The sequence below is a fragment of the Prescottella sp. GW823-FHT02E09 genome (assembly GCF_058797375.1).
In genome coordinates this window covers 304,539-322,955 of record NZ_JBXAJP010000007.1, presented here as the reverse complement: position 1 = coordinate 322,955, position 18,417 = coordinate 304,539, and the positions used below count along the sequence as shown (strand labels likewise).

At 65.7% G+C, this 18,417-nt stretch carries 20 protein-coding genes and 1 tRNA gene; 5 read left to right on the top strand and 16 right to left on the bottom strand.

The features are described 5' to 3' along the window. Window positions 1–130: 130 nt before the first annotated feature. On the top strand, window positions 131–1,891 hold the full coding sequence (locus AC1RIF_RS19925; RefSeq protein WP_492603089.1) for a DUF4012 domain-containing protein: 1,761 nt from the start codon (window positions 131–133) through the stop codon (window positions 1,889–1,891). Window positions 1,892–1,965: 74 nt separating this feature from the next. On the opposite strand, the gene AC1RIF_RS19920 is transcribed toward AC1RIF_RS19925, so the two are convergent. From AC1RIF_RS19920 to dcd, 9 genes are all read right to left on the bottom strand, one after another. After that, window positions 1,966–2,976 (bottom strand): acyltransferase family protein, encoded by a 1,011-nt coding sequence (locus tag AC1RIF_RS19920; protein ID WP_492603088.1) that lies wholly within the window; start codon window positions 2,974–2,976, stop codon window positions 1,966–1,968. Then, the gene (locus AC1RIF_RS19915; protein ID WP_492603087.1) at window positions 2,973–4,295 is read right to left on the bottom strand and encodes a polysaccharide pyruvyl transferase family protein; all 1,323 of its coding nucleotides are present in this window, start codon (window positions 4,293–4,295) and stop codon (window positions 2,973–2,975) included. Before AC1RIF_RS19915 ends, AC1RIF_RS19920 begins: the two co-directional genes overlap by 4 nt. After that, complete coding sequence (locus AC1RIF_RS19910) at window positions 4,292–5,536, bottom strand: MATE family efflux transporter (protein WP_492603086.1); 1,245 nt, start codon at window positions 5,534–5,536, stop codon at window positions 4,292–4,294. Before AC1RIF_RS19910 ends, AC1RIF_RS19915 begins: the two co-directional genes overlap by 4 nt. Next, window positions 5,529–6,860 carry an O-antigen ligase family protein gene (locus AC1RIF_RS19905; protein ID WP_492603085.1) on the bottom strand — a complete coding sequence of 444 codons (1,332 nt, stop codon included), beginning with the start codon at window positions 6,858–6,860 and terminating at the stop codon, window positions 5,529–5,531. Before AC1RIF_RS19905 ends, AC1RIF_RS19910 begins: the two co-directional genes overlap by 8 nt. A 17-nt stretch (window positions 6,861–6,877) precedes the next feature. Further along, a complete protein-coding gene (locus AC1RIF_RS19900) occupies window positions 6,878–7,885 on the bottom strand; it encodes a nitroreductase family protein (RefSeq protein WP_492603084.1) in 1,008 nt (335 codons plus the stop codon). Next, window positions 7,882–8,847 (bottom strand): glycosyltransferase, encoded by a 966-nt coding sequence (locus AC1RIF_RS19895; protein ID WP_492603083.1) that lies wholly within the window; start codon window positions 8,845–8,847, stop codon window positions 7,882–7,884. Before AC1RIF_RS19895 ends, AC1RIF_RS19900 begins: the two co-directional genes overlap by 4 nt. Beyond that, a complete protein-coding gene (locus tag AC1RIF_RS19890) occupies window positions 8,844–9,683 on the bottom strand; it encodes a glycosyltransferase (RefSeq protein WP_492603082.1) in 840 nt (279 codons plus the stop codon). The genes AC1RIF_RS19895 and AC1RIF_RS19890 overlap by 4 nt, the downstream gene beginning before the upstream one ends. Before the next feature lie 179 nt (window positions 9,684–9,862). After that, window positions 9,863–11,419 (bottom strand): sugar transferase, encoded by a 1,557-nt coding sequence (locus AC1RIF_RS19885; protein ID WP_492603081.1) that lies wholly within the window; start codon window positions 11,417–11,419, stop codon window positions 9,863–9,865. Window positions 11,420–12,181: 762 nt separating this feature from the next. Further along, window positions 12,182–12,769, bottom strand: coding sequence for a dCTP deaminase (dcd, locus tag AC1RIF_RS19880; RefSeq protein ID WP_492603080.1), 588 nt, complete (start codon window positions 12,767–12,769; stop codon window positions 12,182–12,184). 160 nt (window positions 12,770–12,929) lie between these two features. On the opposite strand from dcd, the gene AC1RIF_RS19875 reads away from it, so the two are divergent. Then, window positions 12,930–13,003, top strand: a tRNA-Gly gene (locus AC1RIF_RS19875). A gap of 214 nt (window positions 13,004–13,217) precedes the next feature. On the opposite strand, the gene AC1RIF_RS19870 is transcribed toward AC1RIF_RS19875, so the two are convergent. Continuing rightward, a complete protein-coding gene (locus AC1RIF_RS19870; RefSeq protein WP_492603079.1) occupies window positions 13,218–13,514 on the bottom strand; it encodes a hypothetical protein in 297 nt (98 codons plus the stop codon). Between the two features lie 251 nt (window positions 13,515–13,765). On the opposite strand from AC1RIF_RS19870, the gene AC1RIF_RS19865 reads away from it, so the two are divergent. Next, window positions 13,766–14,185 (top strand): hypothetical protein, encoded by a 420-nt coding sequence (locus AC1RIF_RS19865; protein WP_492603078.1) that lies wholly within the window; start codon window positions 13,766–13,768, stop codon window positions 14,183–14,185. A gap of 28 nt (window positions 14,186–14,213) precedes the next feature. Here AC1RIF_RS19865 and AC1RIF_RS19860 read toward each other — a convergent pair whose 3' ends face one another. Further along, on the bottom strand, window positions 14,214–14,465 hold the full coding sequence (locus AC1RIF_RS19860; protein ID WP_492603077.1) for a helix-turn-helix domain-containing protein: 252 nt from the start codon (window positions 14,463–14,465) through the stop codon (window positions 14,214–14,216). 147 nt (window positions 14,466–14,612) lie between these two features. On the opposite strand from AC1RIF_RS19860, the gene AC1RIF_RS19855 reads away from it, so the two are divergent. After that, complete coding sequence (locus AC1RIF_RS19855) at window positions 14,613–15,452, top strand: DUF2637 domain-containing protein (protein WP_492603076.1); 840 nt, start codon at window positions 14,613–14,615, stop codon at window positions 15,450–15,452. Window positions 15,453–15,468: 16 nt separating this feature from the next. Here the strand turns inward: AC1RIF_RS19855 and AC1RIF_RS19850 are convergent, their stop codons facing one another. Together AC1RIF_RS19850 and AC1RIF_RS19845 are read right to left on the bottom strand one after the other, a co-directional pair. Then, the gene (locus tag AC1RIF_RS19850; RefSeq protein ID WP_492603075.1) at window positions 15,469–15,630 is read right to left on the bottom strand and encodes a hypothetical protein; all 162 of its coding nucleotides are present in this window, start codon (window positions 15,628–15,630) and stop codon (window positions 15,469–15,471) included. A gap of 54 nt (window positions 15,631–15,684) precedes the next feature. Continuing rightward, complete coding sequence (locus AC1RIF_RS19845; RefSeq protein WP_492603074.1) at window positions 15,685–15,882, bottom strand: hypothetical protein; 198 nt, start codon at window positions 15,880–15,882, stop codon at window positions 15,685–15,687. 144 nt (window positions 15,883–16,026) lie between these two features. Between AC1RIF_RS19845 and AC1RIF_RS19840 the strand changes: the two genes are divergently transcribed. After that, on the top strand, window positions 16,027–16,377 hold the full coding sequence (locus tag AC1RIF_RS19840; protein WP_492603073.1) for a hypothetical protein: 351 nt from the start codon (window positions 16,027–16,029) through the stop codon (window positions 16,375–16,377). Between the two features lie 163 nt (window positions 16,378–16,540). Here the strand turns inward: AC1RIF_RS19840 and AC1RIF_RS19835 are convergent, their stop codons facing one another. From AC1RIF_RS19835 to AC1RIF_RS19825, 3 genes are read right to left on the bottom strand one after another with little or no spacing between them, the layout of a single operon-like run. Beyond that, window positions 16,541–16,747, bottom strand: a complete 207-nt coding sequence (locus AC1RIF_RS19835) for a hypothetical protein (protein WP_492603072.1) — start codon at window positions 16,745–16,747, stop codon at window positions 16,541–16,543. Window positions 16,748–16,757: 10 nt separating this feature from the next. Next, window positions 16,758–17,402 (bottom strand): hypothetical protein, encoded by a 645-nt coding sequence (locus AC1RIF_RS19830; RefSeq protein WP_492603071.1) that lies wholly within the window; start codon window positions 17,400–17,402, stop codon window positions 16,758–16,760. Further along, a complete protein-coding gene (locus AC1RIF_RS19825) occupies window positions 17,399–18,415 on the bottom strand; it encodes a phage tail fiber repeat family protein (protein WP_492603070.1) in 1,017 nt (338 codons plus the stop codon). Before AC1RIF_RS19825 ends, AC1RIF_RS19830 begins: the two co-directional genes overlap by 4 nt. Between the last annotated feature and the right edge of the window lie 2 nt (window positions 18,416–18,417).

Below are 18,417 nucleotides of genomic sequence, written 5' to 3'. Positions count from 1 at the left end.
CGAATTCCACTGGAGTTGTGGGCCATCGGTGGGTGTGGCTAGGTTGTTCCCCACACCCCGAATCAGTCTCGCTCAACGGCGAATCGCGACAAGTCCCGTCCTGCAACATGTTCGACAGGAGCTCAACACGGTGTCCGAACCTCGACCCCTCCACCGCCGTCCGATCGTCGTCGGTACCGGCGTCGCTGCGGCGGTACTTCTCGTCGGCGGCGGCTGGTTGGCCTACACGACCGTGCAGGTCCGGTCCGACCTCCTCGCCGCGAGCGATCAGGCGTCCATCACGAAGACCGCCCTGCTCGACGGTGACACGGCCACCGCGCGCGCTGCCATCGGACGGGCACAGGAACATGCGTCGGCGGCCGCCGACGCCACCCACTCGCTTCCGTGGACCGTCGCCGAGTCCGTCCCGTTCGTCGGCGGAACGTTCGGATCGGTGCAACAGATCGCCGACGTCGTCCGCGACCTCACTCGCGACGTCCTGCCGAGCGCGGTCGACGCCGGATCGGCTCTCGAACCCCGTCTGCTCGTGGGGTCCGGCGGGCGCGTGAACCTCGATTCGCTCAGCTCCGCCCTGCCGGCTCTCGACGCTTCCGCCGCGGCTGCACAAAAGATCTCGAGCAGTGCCGCCGAGATCGAGGCGTCGTCGCCGATCGGTGCAGTCGAGGACGCACGCACTCAGCTGCAGGATCAGGTACGGGAGCTGTCCGGGATCCTGTCCAATACCCGTACCGCGGCCCAGCTTCTGCCGCGGATGCTCGGCGGCGAAGGTGATCGGAGCTACTTCCTCGCCTTCCAGACCAACGCCGAAGCGCGTGGAACCGGCGGTCTGATGGGAGGATTCGCCGTTCTGCAGGCGAAGGACGGCGCCGTGCGGGTAGACGAGTTGGCCGCCAACAAGGAGATCTCGCTGAAGCAGCAGCCGATCGATCTCGGGGCCGACTACGCCGACCTCTACGGCCGCCACCGGCCCACGACGGACTGGCGCAACGCCAACCTCAGCCCGCACTTTCCCTACGCCGGCCGGATCTGGCAGTCGATCTGGGCGCAGGAAAGCGGATCTGTCGTCGACGGTGTGCTCGCCACCGATCCCGTGGCCCTGAGCTATGTGCTCGGTGCCATCGGCCCGATCACGATGGCGGACGGCGAGATCGTCGATGCGGACAACGTCGTCGAACTGACCGAGTCCACGGCCTACATCCGGTTCGCGGACGACAACGCCGCACGCAAGGCCTACTTGCAGGAACTCGCTGGACGTGTGGTCGCGAAGATGACCGGCAACGTGAAGAACCCGACCGCTCTGCTCGAAGCACTGGGGCGTGCCGTGTCCGAGCGTCGCATCGCTGTCTGGAGCACGCATCCCGACGAGCAGGAGGTCATCGCGCAGACGCCGCTGGGGCACGTCGTCCCCGACGACCCTGCGCCCTACGCGAACGTGATCGTCAACAACGCCGCGGGCAACAAGCTCGACTACTACCTGACCCGCGACATCAGCTACACCGCGGGGTCGTGTGAGAGCGATACCCGCCAGTCGACCGTCACCGTCGTGCTCGGCAACGACACCCCCGATGCCGCGCTGCCCGACTACGTCGCCGGCATGGTCGACAACAACACCGGCGCCGAGAGCGGTACGGCCCGAATGCTGTTGTCGCTGTATGGCACCCAGGGATCCACGCTGAAGCGGGCTTCCGGCGACAAGGGATCGCTGTTCGCTCTCACCGGTCGCGAGCAAGGCCACCCGGTCTACACGGTCGACATCCAGATCCCCCGCGGAGAGACCCGCACCGTGACCTTCGAGCTGACGGAACCCACCGTCGCGGGACCCGCGACCGTTCCGGTGCAACCGCTCGTCGCCCCGGTCACGGTCACCACCGACGTCCCGCGGTGCGACTAGTCCGCGGTAGACGACTGCAGTGCCCGCCCCGAGCCTTCTCGTCTGCTCGGAGCGGGCATCCCCAGCCGACGCCTTCACCGTCGGCTCAACCATGCGGGAGCGTCGTAGAGTCCGGGCACGTCCTTGGTCACGCGGTAGAGGCCGAGCGAGATCGACACGGCAACTGCCGAAATGACGAGCACGAGTACAGCGGACACCGCAAGCGAACCCCCACCGAACGTCGGGAGCACGACGACGATGCCGGCGATCGCGAGGTAGTGGATGAGGTAGATCGGCAAGGTGTTCCGCCCCAGGTACTGCAGCTGCCGGCCGATCTGCGAGTCGGCGACCAGTCGCGCGACCGCGAGAGCCCCTGTCACGCCGACGACGCTGGTCGCGAGGCGTACACCCGGGACGTCCTGCAGGTCGAACAGATACGAACCCACGGATGCGCCCGCGAAGACCGCCACCAACCCGCAGGTCAGTGGCACCGTGATGCGATCGACGGCGGCCACGATCCGCCCACGGAGGTGGCATCCGGCAAGGAAGAAGACCAGGTAGGTGGCCATGCTGTCCCACTCGTACACGCCGGACGAGATCAGGCCGGACCCGACGACGGCCGAGAGGACTCCGCTGACCGTCAACAGGATCCACGGGGAAAGGGACCGGGTGGCACGCGCGATCACGAAGAACAGGGCGAGGGCATAGACGAACCACAGGCCGCCGGAGGGCAGCACGAAGATCGACACCAGGCTCGACAAGGTTCCCGCGCCACTCGAGTCCAGCGGCCAGGGGACGACCGAGAAGAGGGCGAAGCGGACGACCGACCACACGACGTACACCCACAACAACAGCGAGATCTTCCGCGACCACAACGCACGCCAGGTTCCCGAGATCGGGCTGAGGGCGAACAGTCCAGCCGCGATGAAGAACAGCGGCATGCGGATCGTCACGAGCACATTGTTGGCCTTGACGATCGGCCCCATCGGGAAGCCGACGGCCTCGAGGAAGATGATCGTGTGGTGCACGACGACGAGGAGGATCGCGGCGCCCTTCGCGACGTCGACCCACCCGACGCGGGTCGCCTTCTCGACCGTCTGGGTCATCGGACCATCCCTGCATCCAGGGAGGCGACCGAATCGGCCGGACCCGCGCCGGAACCGAAGTTGCGCGCCGCGAGCGCGCGGACCGCCGGCAGATCCTCCACCAGGCGGACACGGAGCTCGCCGAGTTGCGGATCGATCCGCCCGATCTCCGCCACCACCCGTTTCCCGAACCCCGGATCCGGGGCGACCTCGAGGTTGCCGATACGCAAGAGCCGGTACAGACCCTCCACCTTGCCCTGCGTGCCGAGGGTGATCGGAACGGCGCCCTGGCTGATACTCATGATGGCCAGGTGCATCCGGCCCGTCACCACCAGATCGGCCCGCGCCGCCAGACCACGGATCTGCAACGGCGACAACAGTTCGTCGATCACGAGAGCCTCCGGGACCAGCTCCGCGACAGGAAGCTTGGAGATCTCCGCACTGTCGTCGCCGGATGCGCGGATGACGTGCGGCAGCATCACGATCGCGAAGCCACGGCGGTCGAGTTCGGAGACGATCAGGCGATAGTCGGACACCTGGTCCGACCGGGCACCGATGAGCGCACTCATGTTCACCAGCGCGATCCGGCGGTCCGACCCGAGCGCATCCGCCCACCTCGTGAAGGGTTCGTAGGCCTCCTCACCGCCGAGAGCGAAGACGGTGTCCGCGACCGATTCGACGCCGGCGATCCCGCATGCACGGAGTCGTTCGGCACTGAGCGGTTCGCGCGCCATGCACTGGACCGAGGGTCCCGCTTCGCGCAGTGCCCGGATCGCCGACCGATGCGCGTCGGCCGACCAACTGAATCCGACGATCCGCGCCGACGCGCCGAGATCCACTGCGCTCCGTAGGCAACTGCTCCGCGAGATCGAACCCGTCGGGTTGTACAGACCGTCCATCAGGTCTGCGCCGACAACGCTGACATGTCCGGAGGCCCTCACGATACGGACGAACCGCACCATGTCTCGCGTTCGGGACAGCGGGTTCCCGTCGATCAGACGAGGCAGGCACTCCACGGTGACGCGATCGACGTGTCGGTCCGGAATCGTCGCTGCAGAGATCGAATTCAGAACGACGGTGATGCTGCCGGGGGTGTTGTCGAGGAAGGACTCGAGCATGGCCTGGTCCCCGATGTTCCCGTGCCCGGTCGCGGCGATCAGTACGGTCGAGTCCCGCGTACCGGCCGGCGCGGGATCGGCCCGGTGCACCAGCGCGGTGACCACTCGGTCGTGGTTCCAGATCGCGCGGTACCACAGTCCCGAGCCGCGGAGCCTGCCCGCGAGATTCCGCGCCAGCTGTCGTGCGACCCGGCCGCCCCGATTCCGTGTTTCGGCAATCATTTCCGTCCCCTGTTCCATAGTGCGAACTCCCGCCAACTGCCGACTGCACGCCCGGTCTCGGCCGCGGCCAGCGCGGCCTGTGATCCCGCCGCCCCGGCGGTCCAGCTCCCGACGACCACGAGCACCAGTGAGATCGGCGCCAGAATCAGCTTGACCCGAACCACTTTCCGGATCATCCCGACGGACCGGAGGGCGAGGCCGGCCCCCATGGCGACACACAGTCCGGCAGATGCTGCGCCGGCGAACGGCAGTACCGTCATCGCCGCGTCGGCCGTGTCACCGAGCAGGGCAGAGGTGAGCCGGTCCGGCGCGAGGTACATCGCGAGCACCACCACAGCAGACCCGAGCGCACCTGCGGCCGAGTACCCGCAGGCAAGCAGGAACAGTCCTCGGTACCGCTGCTGCTTCGCGAGGAGCGACGCTTCGGACCCCAGCGCGACCAGACCGCCACGCAGCACCAACTGCAGCGGCGCGAGCAGGATCTGCGCTCCCCGCAGTGCACCGGCCGCGGCCACGCCCCCGAAGAGCGAGACGATGTACATCGCGGACTGGCTCACGCCGTTGGTGGTGACGAAGTCCGCCAGATAGGCGCGCCCACCCGGCCAGGTGACCCGAATCCACCGGAGGCCCGCCGCGGGCCGAATCCGAACCGGACACAACCAGAGTCCCAACCCGCCCGCCACGACACTCGCGACAAGCCACGGCAACAGATAGACAGCGAGGTTCGGGGAGCCGGCCACCACGACGAGTCCGACTGCCTGCACTGCGAAGAACACCAGGTCGACGATCAACGCAGTCGTCGAACGCCGCTCGTGGATGAGGACGAAGCGACAGTGGTCCTGCAGGATCGACGCCGGTACGACAGCGCCTGCGACGAGCAATGACAGCGCGTGCTCACGGAACACCACGGCCGTGGCCGCGACGAGGATTCCGCCGACGCAGCCCAGGATCAGGTTCGCGGTGGTGCAACCGTCGTACTGGCTGTCCCCGTATGCACGCTCGGCGATCGAGTCCCGAAAGACGATCAGCTCGGTGGAGAGTGCCCGCACGACGCCGAGCATGATCACGAGGGTGGCGCTGATCAGCGAGAAGATGCCCAGCATCGCCTGGTCCAGGGATCGGGCCACCACCACGGCCAACAGCAGGGACGCCAGACTCGCACAGGTCTGCGCACCGACCGAGGATCCGAGCGTGACGACCTTGGCTATCCGGGACCGTGTCGCGGTTCCGACGTCACTCATCCCGGCGGCGCTTCTGTGCCGCGGCCGCGGCCGCCGAGATGCCGAGGAACACGAAGAACAGCTGCGAGATCCCGGCATCGTTGAGGTACGGATGGATGATCATCGCGCACAACAGGAACGGAATGGCTGCCATCGTCGCGGTCGCGACCGAACCGGCGGCGCTCCACTCCGCCGAGGCGACCTTCGAGCCGTGGTACGAGACGACCACGGCAACGATCATCAGCACGGCGAGCGCCAGCAGCAGGAGAACACCGCCACGCAGCAGCACGGCGATGTACATCGACTCCGGGTAGGCGAAGACCGCATCGGCCTCCGAGGTCGGACCGTAGCCCGTCCAGAAGTTCTCCCCGATCAGGGGGAGGAAGTCTCGTTGCCACACGTTGAGCCGATACGCGATCGTCTGCGGTAGCTCGCCACCACTGTTCGCACTCTGCGCGATGACCCGCGAGTTCAGCTCCTGCCCCACCTCGGTCTCGAAGAACACGATCAGGAACACGAAGCTCGCGATGAGTAGGTGCGAGAGCTTGTGCCGCCACAAGGTGACCGCGGCGGCGCCGCCGAGTCCGATCGCGATGGGCGCGAAGGTCAGGGTCGTGAGCAGGCCGGCGAGAACGGCGCCGATCGGCAACCACAGCAGCCGGCGACCGCGGACTGTCCCGAGAGTGCCCGCCATGACCGCAATGCCGAGGATGAAGACGAGCGCGAGGTATCCGCCCAGCGCATGCCAGGCGTAGAACAGGCCGAAGCTGCGCGGAGCCTTCCACAGCAGCGGGTCGGCGATGTGGAGGTTGCCGGTGACGAAGGTTCCGAGGTCCCGGCTCGGCTGGAATCCGGCGAGCTGCAACACGGCGATGACGCCCATCGCACCGCCGGCCCAGATGAGGATCTCGACGAATCGTTCCACGACACGGGCGAATCCCGCGAGGTTGAAGGCGACGACGAACAGGATCAGGTACTGCGCGACGCCGACGGAGTCCTGCACCAGCAGCGACATCGGAAGATCCGATCGGTGCGATGCTGCGAGCAGTCCCGCCACCACACTGCCCGCCGTGAACGCGAACACCGCGCCGAAAGCGGGCCCCGACATCCGCATCCGGCTTCCGAGGCGCACGACGCACCAGACGCCCAGTGCCACCGTCAGGACCTCCGACAAGCGGAGTCCGGGCACGATCAGTCCGCGGGCACTGCCCGCCGACGTCGGGACCGCTGCCAGTGCAAAGGCGACGACCCACGTTTCGGTCCGTGAGAGGGACGGTTCGGCCGGCGGTGTGATCGCTTCCACCGCGGCCGGTGGCGGCGCGGAGGAGACGACTTCGCGGTTCATGTCGCTGCCGACCTCGGTCAACGGACGATGCCGGGACGAGACGGGGACTTGGCGACGAGAGCATCCGGGGCCGGGAGACCGACCACCATCAGGGTGACCACCACCTCGTTCGCCGGAAGATCCAAGGTGGATCGAAGCTTCTTGTCGTCGGCGGCGGTCCGGCTCCAGTTGAGCGCACACGAGCCGATACCCGCAGCGTGCAGCGCATACATCAGCGTCATGGCGAACATCCCGCCGTCCACGAACGCCTGGTTGCGTTCGCCCGGCGCGACGAAGGCCTCGATGTCCTGCGTCACGACGAGCACATGGCTGGCGGTGTGGCCGAATCCCTTGTTGCCGTTCTGGTGCGCGAGCACCGCGTCCGCAGCGGGACCCCGCTCGAAGATCCGCACCCGCGAACCCTGACGGTTGCAGACCGACGGGGACGTCCCCGCCAGCGCGATCGCCTCGACGATCGTCCGGCGGTCCGGACCGTCCGCAGCGTAGTTGCGGATGCTGTGGCGCGAGCGCGTGAAACGCGTGAAGGCTTCCGCGGTGACGCCACTGGCGTCGAAGGCGGACGGGCCGATCGGCACCACACCGCCGACATTGGCCTCGGAGCGCGCCGGATGGTTCGCGAGCAGCTTGGCGGCCCGATCGGCCGCCGATCGGGCCCACTCCGGCGAGGTGGTACCCGAGACGTCGTTCGTCCGGAAGTACTCGGTCAAGGCGCCGATCGCCGCGTCGACGATGTACTCGTCGACCTCGTCGACCGGGTGTGCCGCGCAGTAGCGCTCGGTGTTGTCGAGCAGTCGCTCGATCACCTCGCGGCCGAACCACACTCGTGGCTCGGGGAGCGCCAGCCCCTTCTCGAGGCGATGAGCATCCATCACGATCTGCGCGCGGATCCCGCGGGCGCCCCGATCGGCCATCCCGGAATGTGCGCGGAAGCGTGCCCAGTCGCTCCAGTACGAGCCGGCGAGCAACACCTGGTCACGTGCCCGACGCAGTTCGGGACGCGATGCCAGCCAGGCTCGGGCCTTCACCGCGTACCCACCGGGCGCTCGAGAATCCCTCGTACGTTCCCGATCTGGCGATCCTGTTCGAGAATCTGGAGTTCGAGGACCTCCGCGGACCTGACCCGCAACTCTGCATTCTCGGCGAAAGCGTGCATCACCTTGTCGCGGATGTCGGTCGCCGAGCAGTCGCTGTAGAGTGCCGCTTCCCCGAAGTAGTCTCGCAACAGCGCAAAGTCGGAGGTCACGACGGGAACGCCCCACATCAGCGCCTCGTAGCCGGCCCGCTGCATCGTGTGGTCCCGGGTCGTGAGCGCGAGCACGACGCCCGCACGCCGCATCGTGTCGTCGTAGTCGGCATTCGACAGGTATCCGGTGAACACGACGTTCGACGGTGCCCCCGAGCGGACGTTCTCCGGGGCATTGCCGGTCAGTAGGAACGTGACGTCCGGCAGCGACCGCGCGGCCTCCATCATCTCGGCGATCGGCTCGTCCGAGGCGTACGCGAGCGGGCACAGCACGGTGCGATCGGTATCCGCGACACCGCCCGGGTCGACGGACTTGCTCGCGACGACATCGTGCAATGCGAAGGCGCGCACGCCGTGGTCCGCACACACGTCGACGAGTTCCGAGTTGGTGACGATCGCGAAGTCGCGACCGATGATCTTCATCGAGGGCCCCAGGGCCCATTTCCATTTGGGGTCGGAGAACACGCCCGTGTGCATGTCGGCAACCAGAGGCGTTCCACGCTTCTTGAACAGCTTCGCGACCAGCAGCAGAGGCGCCGGCGGCAACATGACGATGACCGCGGACCACTGGCCCTTCCGCAGCAGAAGTGCGGTGCGGACTGCCAGTTCCAGGTATCGCAGGGGCGCAGGGGCCTTCGGCCACCGGGATTCCATGAACACCGGGACGGAGCCGAGCCGGGTCGCGAGCTCCGCGCTACGGCCATGGAACTTGATCCAGCTGATGAATACGCTCGTGTCGTTCACGCCACCCTCACAACCTTGCTGGACATCGCAGTCTCGATCGATGCGGCCGTGAGGTCCTCGGGATCACAGACCACTCCGATTCCTTTCTGATTCAGTGCTTTACAGAGTTCCAGTTGGTGATCGTCGACGTGTTCGCCACGACTCTTCCGCCGGGGAACGACGATCGGCAGCTTGCCCCGGTCGAGGATCCGCAGCACATTGCCGATGCCAGCGTGCGTGATCACGGCGTCGCTCTCGTCGATCAACCGCTCGAAGTCACCGGTGGACAACTCGGGCACCACGGTCCCCGACAGATCGTCCCGATCGGTGACACCGACCTGCCAGGTCGTCTCCGCGCCGGCCATCCCGGTCCGGGACACGGAATCGATCAACGAATCGAATCGATAGGGACGAATCGTGCCGAGACTGACCAGCATTCGCGGATTCGGTGCACGCTCCACGGAGTGGACCTCGTACCTGCCGAACACCGAGGGGCCGGCAGTCCAGCGGTCCGACCACGCCGGTCCTGGGGACAGGCATGTCAGCCCCGGTATCCGGCTGAGAATCCGACCCGACATCGACGGCCCGTCGAACCGGCACGCGCTCTCGACGTACACGGACCGGATGCCACGCAGTCGCGTCGTCGGCAACACACTCAACGCGATACCCGATCCCGTGCTGATCGCGCCGTCGAATGCCTTGTCGCGGCGGAGGAGAGTATTGACCGAACGTGCGCCCCGCGCGACCGCTCCCACGTCCCGTGGTCGAACGTAGTCGAGGTAGTGCACCTGCCGGTCTGCCAGGAGAGAACGACTCTGGGGTGTATCGAAGGTGATCCACACCGAGTCGTCACTCATGTTCAAACTGTCACTGAGCCTGATCATTTCATCGAGATGGCCGCCGGTTGAAGCTGCCACCAGCAGACGTCGTCCGTCCGCGATCCCGTCAGGCCAGCCCTGAGTTGTGTTCATCCGACCCTCTCGAGCTTCGGGTTTGATTCAGAACTGATGGGTCCCGAGATTCGAGGTCCTCGACGTCAGTAGGCGCCGCTGCCGGCCGTGACGGCACGGACGGTCTTCCCGACGATGAGGATGTCCTGCATCATCGACCAGTTCTCGACGTATGAAAGATCAAGTCGCACAGTTTCATCCCAGGACAGGTCGCTGCGACCACTGACCTGCCACAGACCGGTCAGGCCCGGCTTGACGAGCATCCGCCGGCGAACGGTGCCGTCGTAGGCCTCGACCTCCCGGCGCAGCGGCGGACGAGGTCCGACCACGCTCATCTCACGGCGCAGGACATTCACGAACTGTGGGAGTTCGTCGAGGCTGTACTTGCGCAGGAACTTTCCGACCGGCGTGATGCGGGGATCGTCCTTCATCTTGAACAGGACACCGGCGCCCTCGTTCTGGCCGAGCAATGCCGCGACCTGCTTGTCGGCGCCGTCGACCATGGTGCGGAACTTCAACATCGGGAACGGTCGACCGTTGAGCCCGATGCGCTCCGACTTGTAGAGGACCGGCCCCTTGCTGGTGGCCTTGACCGCGATCGCGGCGACGAGCATCACCGGAGAGATCAGGATCAGCGCAGCCAACGCGAAGCAGAAGTCGAATGCGGTCTTCCCGAAGCGCTTCGCGCCGTGGTACCGCGGCTTCTCGACGTGGATCAGCGGGAAGCCGGCGACGGGGCGCATCACCAGACGCGGTCCGGCGACGTCCACGACACCGGGCGCCACCACCAGGTCGACGTTCAGCGGCTCCAGATCCCACACGAGACCGCGGATTCCGTCGTGTCCGAGTTGCTCGGTGGCGGTGACGACCACGGTGTCGGCGCCGCAGTCGCGCAGCGCGTCGACCACCGAGTACTCGTTGCCGAGCACCGGGATCTCGCGGCCGTCGACCACCACGTGCTCGTCGTCGCGATAGCCGTAACCCGGCATGCAGACACCGACCACGCGATAGCCGGACGAGGACTCACGCTCGAAGTTTCGCGTCATCGTCAGTACCGACTGCTGGCTGCCGACGACGAGCACCGAAGTGTGGCAGTCGCCCTTCGCCCGCTTGTAGGCGACTACCTTCCTCATGACCCACCGACCGGCCAGCAGGCCGGCCAGTCCGGCGGGAAAGGCGATCGCCAGGTATCCGCGGGCGATGTCGACACGGAACAGCAGGCTGACGATGCCGATCAGGCCGAAGAGCTGGAACGTCGCGGCGACGATTCGGCGATACTCCTCGGCACCGGCACCGATGACCCGGGTCGACCGGGTGCGATGGATCGCGAGCATCGCGATCCACAGACCGGCCAGTGCCACGGACATCATCGTGTAGCTGAGCCCCGAGATGGTTCCGGCAGCTACCGACTCGGAGGTTGTTCCGAATCGAACGATCTGCGCCGCCGCTACGGCCAGTCCCACGATGGCCGCGTCGACCATCCGCAGCCGACTGACGTAGCAGTGCTGCCAAAGGCTGCGCGAATTATGTTGCGGAGAAGCTTCATCCACCAGTCGAAGCGGAACAGGACCCTCATCCAACCCCACCTCGGCTCCCGTTTCCAGGTAACGCGAAGCCGTCACGCCTTCACCTCCATCGACCATTCACATGACATGACCCCCGACGGGTCGATCTGTTGTCGAGCCCGAACTGCGCGCTCGACATCGCCGAGACGCACAGTCCGCATCATCTGCCCAGTCCCCCCGGCCCGGCGCACGAAGGCGACGACACCGGCTCGGGATCATCCCCGCTCCGCACGCTCGAGAGCCCGCGAAGGTCGTGAATTCACCCCTGGTACAGATGCGCATCGGGTGCAAATCTGCCCTGCACCCTCTGCTGTACGGAATCGTTCTAGCACGGCCCGATGCTCGCCAAAAGTCGTAGAGACCGACTGCAAGAGTTGGGCATTCGTCCGGTTCACGGACTCGATGATTTGGACGAACGTCCACAATGTCGACGCACCAGGGAACAAAGTCCCTACCCGAAATTAACGGGGAGACTGACCTTTTAGCAACTACTGGTACCGCAGTACTACTCTCGGGTAACCGAGTCGACCTGCGAAGACCATTCGCACCCAGTGCCTCATTGGAGCCCTTTCGGCCACCACCGGCGCGCCCACCCCCCGCCGCACGGCGACATGACCAGGCCCACGCCGGCCCGGACGGACGTCTTGATTGATTCACCTGGGCGGCCGAAATGACCCTCGCCAGCGCGAACCGAACGGTATGTCAATGTGTCGCATCTCACACCGAGGTGGGCGGAGCTGGCTGCCGGATTCGCGCACACACCCGGCACACCCAGCGCCTATGCCTGAATCTTCAACTATCCCAACGGCGCTCGGCAGGGGGCCGCCGAGGGCGCGCATATCAGCGCGTACGGCCGCCCGGATGCGTGGCGAAGTTCAGGTACGCCTTCGACGGGGTCGGCCCGCGCTGCCCCTGGTACTTCGACCCGACAGTCGAGCTGCCGTAGGGGTTCTCCGCGGCGCTCGTGAGGCGCAGCAGGCATAGCTGACCGATCTTCATACCCGGCCACAGCGTGATCGGCAGGTTGGCGACATTCGACAGCTCGAGAGTGATGTGCCCACTGAATCCGGGATCGATGAATCCCGCGGTGGAGTGAGTGAGCAGGCCGAGACGCCCGAGACTCGACTTGCCTTCGAGCCTGCCGGCCAGATCGTCGGGCAGGGTGCACACCTCGAGGGTGGATCCGAGGACGAACTCCCCCGGGTGGAGCACGAACGGCTCCCCCGCCGTCGGCTCGACCAACGACGTCAACTCGTCCTGACGGAGCGCAGGGTCGATGTGCGTGTACTTGGTGTTGTCGAAGACGCGGAACAGACCGTCGAGCCGGACGTCGACACTGGAGGGCTGCACCATCTCGGAATCGAACGGGTCGATGCCCAGTCGTCCGGAGGAAATCTCGGCACGGATGTCACGATCTGAGAGCAGCACAGCAAGAGGCTACCGGGGCGCCCATCGTGACGGGCGCGGACCTCGACGATTACTCCTCGCCACCACGCCACCGAGCCGCATCGAACACACACGCGGACGCTTCTGCTACAGTTGCCGCTTGCAAGGGCCGGATCCTCGGATCACGGTATAACCCCTGCATGCCGATGTAGTTCAATGGTAGAACATCAGCTTCCCAAGCTGAATACGCGGGTTCGATTCCCGTCATCGGCTCCACGAATCGAAACAGTCGCTGAACTGCACAGCACGCGCACCTGGCTGACGCCACAATAGCGCGCCGAAATCGGCTGGTACAGCAGCAACTACAGCAATCGCAGTTTCCGACTGGCGTAGGTACAGCACTGCTGCGGCGCTGCATCCCCACGGCATAGCGAAGAGGGCCCACCAATAGCGGACCCTCATTCGCCGATCTTCACGCGGTCGCGTGTCCTCAATTCAGGCGCGGCGACTGCGCTTCGAGGGCATCGAGCTTCGCGACCCAATTGCCGAGTTCCCAGTGGAGCCGGCGGGCAAGCTCGGGGTCAAGTCCGATGCGTCCGCACTGGTCAGTCGTGATGTCGAGTTCGAGCATCGAGTAGGCGGGGTCGCCGCATTCGGCCGGGAAGTGCATCAACGTGGCCTCGATCACCAAGCCGGTGTTCGACTCGATTCTGCCGATGCCGCAGCCCAGGTCGTGGGCTTGGGCAACCTCGGTCGGAGACAGTGACAGCGGGTTACACTCGTTCACTGGTAAACCTCTTTTCCTGCAGGTGAGGGGGTTTCCGTGCCCGGTAGGTGTGACAGCACCTACCGGGCTTTTCTTGCGTTCCGGGTCTGCCTTCGGTCCCGGTGACTGGGCAGCGTATCGCACAAACGTTCGAACCAGTAGGTATTGCGGACAAGCTCCCAGTCAACGACGGCGTGTCGTAAACGTGTGAAGCGTGTCGCATCCGCCCGAATCTGCCGTGACTGTCACTGCTCGATGGCACGATCACATTCATGGCCGACACCACCCGCTACGTCGCAGCACTCTCAGCGGCAGTTGCCGCGGCCTCGATTGCCGGCTGCTCAAACGATCCCCAGCCGAAGGCGTTTGACGCGCAAGGTGTGATCGCTACAACCAGTTCGAACATCAGTCCCGATGGCCAGAATTGCTCTTCCGCGAATGGACAGCTGAGGGCACAGGACGAAGTCCGCGTCACCAACGGTTCCGGCGAGCTGATCGGCCAGACAACTCTCGGGATCCCAAAGCGCGAATGGCTGGACGGCGGTCTCATGAAAGTCGGGAATTGCACGTACAGCTTCACGATCGCTGACGTGACGGCTGGCGAGCGGTTCTATGAGGTGACCGTTGGCGGGCTGAAGCTCGGCACATTCGACGAGGACGAGATGCGGTCGGGGATCACCGTTGATGCGTGATTAGTTCCAGCTTTCGCCGGTGGCGGTTCTACGTCTCGGGCGTGGATGGCGTCCCGGTGACGAGCCAGTCGTAGTCGACTCCGGTGTGCATTGCCCAGAGGCGGAGTGTCTGGGTTGATGGTGTGCGGGTTCCGTTGAGCCAGCGGGCGACGGTTTCGCGGGCGACGTCGAGGTATTCGGCTATGTCGCCGGCGGTTTGGCCGCGGTGGCGGAGCGCTTTTCTCATGCGGTCGGTGAGGTCGAACTCGGGGACGGTTCCGCCTGCGTCGATTGTTCTCACCTCTTCCCCGCTCGTGTGTTGCGGGGATTTTTGCACACGTGTGACGTTCGGTCACTTTTTCGTAGACAGCCTCAGCCGTGTCGTGGTTACATCTGTGACCTGTGGTCTGTTTGTGACAGGGGGCGTGTTGTGAGGGTGTCGCGGTCGATGGATGAGTGGATCGTCGACGGGATCGCGGGTGTCGCGTTCGTCCTCAGCTACGGGCAGTTGGCTGCGTTGGCGGGCCGTGCCGGGTATGGCGGTGTCATGTCGCTGCTGTGGCCTGTCGCGGTGGATGGCCTGGCAGTGATGGCAGCTGGGGCCGTCGCGCGGGGTGGTCGCGGGTATGCGTGGGCGTTGTTGTCGGCCGCGACGGCGGTTTCTGTTGTCGCGGCAGCTGCTGCGCATCTTCTGCCGACGGGTCCGTTGCCTTCTGTTGCGGGTGCTGCTGTCGCGGTGGTGCCGCCACTTTGCCTTCTTGTTGCACCGCATTTGGCGGTGCAGATGCGTCGGAGGTCGCAGCTGACAGCGGTGGCCGACACTGGTGGCGATGTTGCGGATGAGGTGGTCGCGGACCAGGATGTTGCACCTGCGGCATCGGCGGTGACCAGCGGTGATGATGATGTCGCGGAAGCTGGTGTCGCGGCAGTGGAGGCTGAGGCAGCGGTCAACTCAGAGTTGATGGTTGCTGTTGATGTGCCGCGGCGCGGCCCAGTCGAAGGCGAGCCTGTAGCGCCCGTCGCTCCTGTCGCGGCGGTGGCGTGCGATGTTGTGGTGTCGCGGCCTGTTGCGGTGCGGGGCGATGTTGAGGTCTCCCCTGTCGCAGATGCGGGGCCACCAGCTCCTGGCCCGACTGCCGCAGCGTCCACTCCGAAGTTGTCGCGTAGTGAGCGTCGTGCTGAGGTGATGCGACTGGTGGAGTCGGGGATGGAGTTCCGGCCTATCGCGCGACTGCTGGGCTGCTCGGACACGACTGTGCGGCGGGATGTGGAGGCGATGAGTAAGTGACCGATCCAGGGCGGGGCTACTCCGCTGGCGTGAGGTCTTCGGGTCTCATGGGGAACGGGTAGCGGCCTGGCGCATCCTCGACCGCCTCAATGATGTAGCGGCTGTTGTCTTCGTCGGTGATGGTGAAGACGGACGTTGCGCCGGGTGCGTTGATGCGGACTTTGTGGCCGATCTGCATGGGTGTTCTCCTCGGTGGAGCCAACTTGGGACGGTAGTCGATGGCGGGGTGTGGTCAGCACCACCTGTCGCCGAAGTCGAGGGGCCCGTGGTGGTCGGGGATGTAGAGGATGACGCCGCAGGTTCGGCATTCGTAGGTGCGGTGTCCGCCGCGGGTGGTGCAGCCGCAGTTGATCCAGCCGACGACGACGCGGTTGGGTCCTAGCCGATGCCCGTGTGGGCAGTGCTTGGGTGCGCGTTCGTATCTGGGCACCCCCCTATTTTCGCACAGGTGTTCGAGTGCCGTGTTAGCCTCGGGACGGTTGCTGACGGAGGGAAGCCGGCGGCAGCCGTCCCGGACGCCTCACTCGTCCCCCCTTTTGAGTGGGGCGTCCGGCCATACATTCGGGAGGCTGTCATGGATGCATTCGGGGCTCACGAGTTCGTGAAGAATTGCCCGTTCAGCGAGTTGCTGCCACTGGGGTGGCGGGTCGAGCACGTGGAGCCACCCAAGGATCGACGCAACGGCGAGGGACTGATCCGAGTCACATACTTCATCGACGGGTTCGGGCGACACCTCGTGTTCGATGTGAACGCACAGGGCGGGATGAGTCAGCACGCGACCTATCAGTCGGATGAGTCGTTCACCGTGGTTGCATTGACCGCGGAAGGTGCGCTTCGGTTGGCAGCAGCGTCGCCGTTCGCCTCGGCTGACGAGCTGTGCGCGCTTCCGGACGTGGAGTTCGGGCACCGTTTCGTCGAGGTCTAGGTCACGGCGGTTCGACATCTTGGTCGATGAACCATTGGTCGAGTTCGGCTTGCCAGAGGGCGATGTCCCAGAGTTCGTCCATGTGTGGTTGGACGTGGCGTGCGGGTGTGTGGTTCCTGTGAACGCAGAAATGGCCCCCACCCTCGCGGGTGGGGGCCATTGTCTACAGCGTCAGTGGCGGCACGCCGGCGGCCGCGGCCTGCCTCGCATGGAACCGTTCGTGCTCGGTGACGCGCGTGGTCAGCGTCGACAGCAGCTGTGTCTGCGTGCACGCCGTCTGATCGGCGCATGGCGAGTGCCCGGCTGCGCGGCACATGGTGTCGAGGACGCGGGACTCGGATTCGGTCGGAATCGTGATGGTCAGTTCCATGATTCGCTTCCTACTCAGGGGGAGTGGGTTTGGGGCCGAGCGTGACCGGCGCGGTGGACAGCGCACCGGCGTCGTCTACCTTGACTGCGAAGAAGGATCCGTTCGGGGACCGGAGGACAAGGTCGCCGCGAACGATCACGCTGTGCGCATCGGTGCCCAGGACGACTTGGTTCGGGTCAGTGCTATAAGCCCCCTCTCCCGTCGGATTGCCTTCGGCGTCGAGTTCGGCGCCGAACACGAAACAGTTGTCGTGTGGCACATACACGAACGCGCCAGCTGCAGTGGATACCATGCCAGAGACCAGACTGCCCGGTGCCATCGCGAACGCGTAAATGCCGGTGGCCCGGGCAAAGTAGCCGAACGCACCGGATCCGACCGCTGTTGCGCTCGAGTGCGGGCCGAACACTGCTGAGTATTCCCCCGCAGTCGCAGAGTTGCCCACCGCTGCAGCGCCGGGTCCCGCCTTTGACCTAATCCCGAACGCGATGCCTCCATTTTCAGACACGGCTCCGTATCCAGCCGCCGTCCCGCCAGGACCTGTAGCGGACGCCGGTGGGAGGGGGCCGCCGTCCTCTATCGGCTCGTTCTCTGCGACGAACGCGTCCGATCCGCCTCCGCTGCCGAGGGTCCCCTTCTCCACCCATGTTCCACTCATTCCGGTTCCTCCACGTACTCGTAGTACTTGCTAGTCGCCAGGTCCAGGTACACGTCCCCTCCCCGTGGCTTCCGCGGATACGGGCCCTCCGTCTCACTGCCCGTGCGAGGCGGGACGCCGCCGCACAGGAGCGTCTTTCGGTCCCAGAGGACATCAACTTCTCTCGCGAGGTACTTCGGTGCGGTGTGATTCGTCCAGTCCCCGAACGGCGACGTGTACCTGATGTCCGTGTTCGAGATGTCCTTAGGTGCCTTCTCCGCGAGGGCCGCTGCCTGCGGCCCCGACACCGGCTTCTCGTCATCCCTGGTGTTGTCGACCCGGTCCAGGCCGACATCGCCCTTGCCGAGGACCACGACGCCGACCTGACCGTTGACCGAATCGACCGCGCCGCCAGTGGAACTAATCTGGATCCACGACGACAGCTGCGACGGATGATCAGCGCCGAGGACGAACGTCACGCCGCCGAGGTCGGTGCGCTTGGCCAGGTCACCTTCCTGCACCTGCTCTGGAGTCAGCGCCAGCATCGCCGCCTGAGAACCGACGATCTTCGTCGTGTGCAGCGCTTTCGCCGGGATGTTCGCGGTCGGGATCACCATCCCGCCCTGGCCATCGGAGACCAGCGCTGGCCGTGCATCGAGTGCCTGCTGCAGCCCGGTCACCTGACCGAGCGTGTGGGAGTGCATGGTCGGCGCGCGGGCGGACAGCTCGTTCCACAGGCCGGTCACCTGTTCGATGCCATGGCCATGCGTGGCCGGTGCTCTCCCGTCGAGCGCGGCCTGCAGCCCGGTCACCTGATCGGGTGTGTGGGTGTGCGAATCGGGTGCGCGGGAATCGAGCGCGTCCTGCAGGCCGGTGATCTGTCCGGTCGTGTGGGTGTGCGCGGCCGGCGACTTCCCCTCGATCTCATCGTGCGCGGAGGAGATGCCCTGCTCAATCTTGTTCAGTCGGTCAGCGGTGATCGCGGTGTCACCGACGTTCCCGTTCACCCATACCGTGGGTTCGTACGTCGTCATGA

What these genes read in the sequence shown, in the direction of transcription:
- AC1RIF_RS19915 (WP_492603087.1), bottom strand. Translation starts at nt 4,295, where the DNA reads ATGATTGCCGAAACACGGAATCGGGGCGGCCGGGTCGCACGACAGCTG.
- AC1RIF_RS19825 (WP_492603070.1), bottom strand. Translation starts at nt 18,415, where the DNA reads ATGACGACGTACGAACCCACGGTATGGGTGAACGGGAACGTCGGTGAC.
- AC1RIF_RS19835 (WP_492603072.1), bottom strand. Translation starts at nt 16,747, where the DNA reads ATGGAACTGACCATCACGATTCCGACCGAATCCGAGTCCCGCGTCCTC.
- AC1RIF_RS19830 (WP_492603071.1), bottom strand. Translation starts at nt 17,402, where the DNA reads ATGAGTGGAACATGGGTGGAGAAGGGGACCCTCGGCAGCGGAGGCGGA.
- AC1RIF_RS19890 (WP_492603082.1), bottom strand. Translation starts at nt 9,683, where the DNA reads ATGAGTGACGACTCGGTGTGGATCACCTTCGATACACCCCAGAGTCGT.
- AC1RIF_RS19855 (WP_492603076.1), top strand. Translation starts at nt 14,613, where the DNA reads ATGGATGAGTGGATCGTCGACGGGATCGCGGGTGTCGCGTTCGTCCTC.
- AC1RIF_RS19905 (WP_492603085.1), bottom strand. Translation starts at nt 6,860, where the DNA reads ATGAACCGCGAAGTCGTCTCCTCCGCGCCGCCACCGGCCGCGGTGGAA.
- AC1RIF_RS19910 (WP_492603086.1), bottom strand. Translation starts at nt 5,536, where the DNA reads ATGAGTGACGTCGGAACCGCGACACGGTCCCGGATAGCCAAGGTCGTC.
- AC1RIF_RS19885 (WP_492603081.1), bottom strand. Translation starts at nt 11,419, where the DNA reads ATGGTCGATGGAGGTGAAGGCGTGACGGCTTCGCGTTACCTGGAAACG.
- AC1RIF_RS19920 (WP_492603088.1), bottom strand. Translation starts at nt 2,976, where the DNA reads ATGACCCAGACGGTCGAGAAGGCGACCCGCGTCGGGTGGGTCGACGTC.
- AC1RIF_RS19840 (WP_492603073.1), top strand. Translation starts at nt 16,027, where the DNA reads ATGGATGCATTCGGGGCTCACGAGTTCGTGAAGAATTGCCCGTTCAGC.
- AC1RIF_RS19850 (WP_492603075.1), bottom strand. Translation starts at nt 15,630, where the DNA reads ATGCAGATCGGCCACAAAGTCCGCATCAACGCACCCGGCGCAACGTCC.
- AC1RIF_RS19865 (WP_492603078.1), top strand. Translation starts at nt 13,766, where the DNA reads ATGGCCGACACCACCCGCTACGTCGCAGCACTCTCAGCGGCAGTTGCC.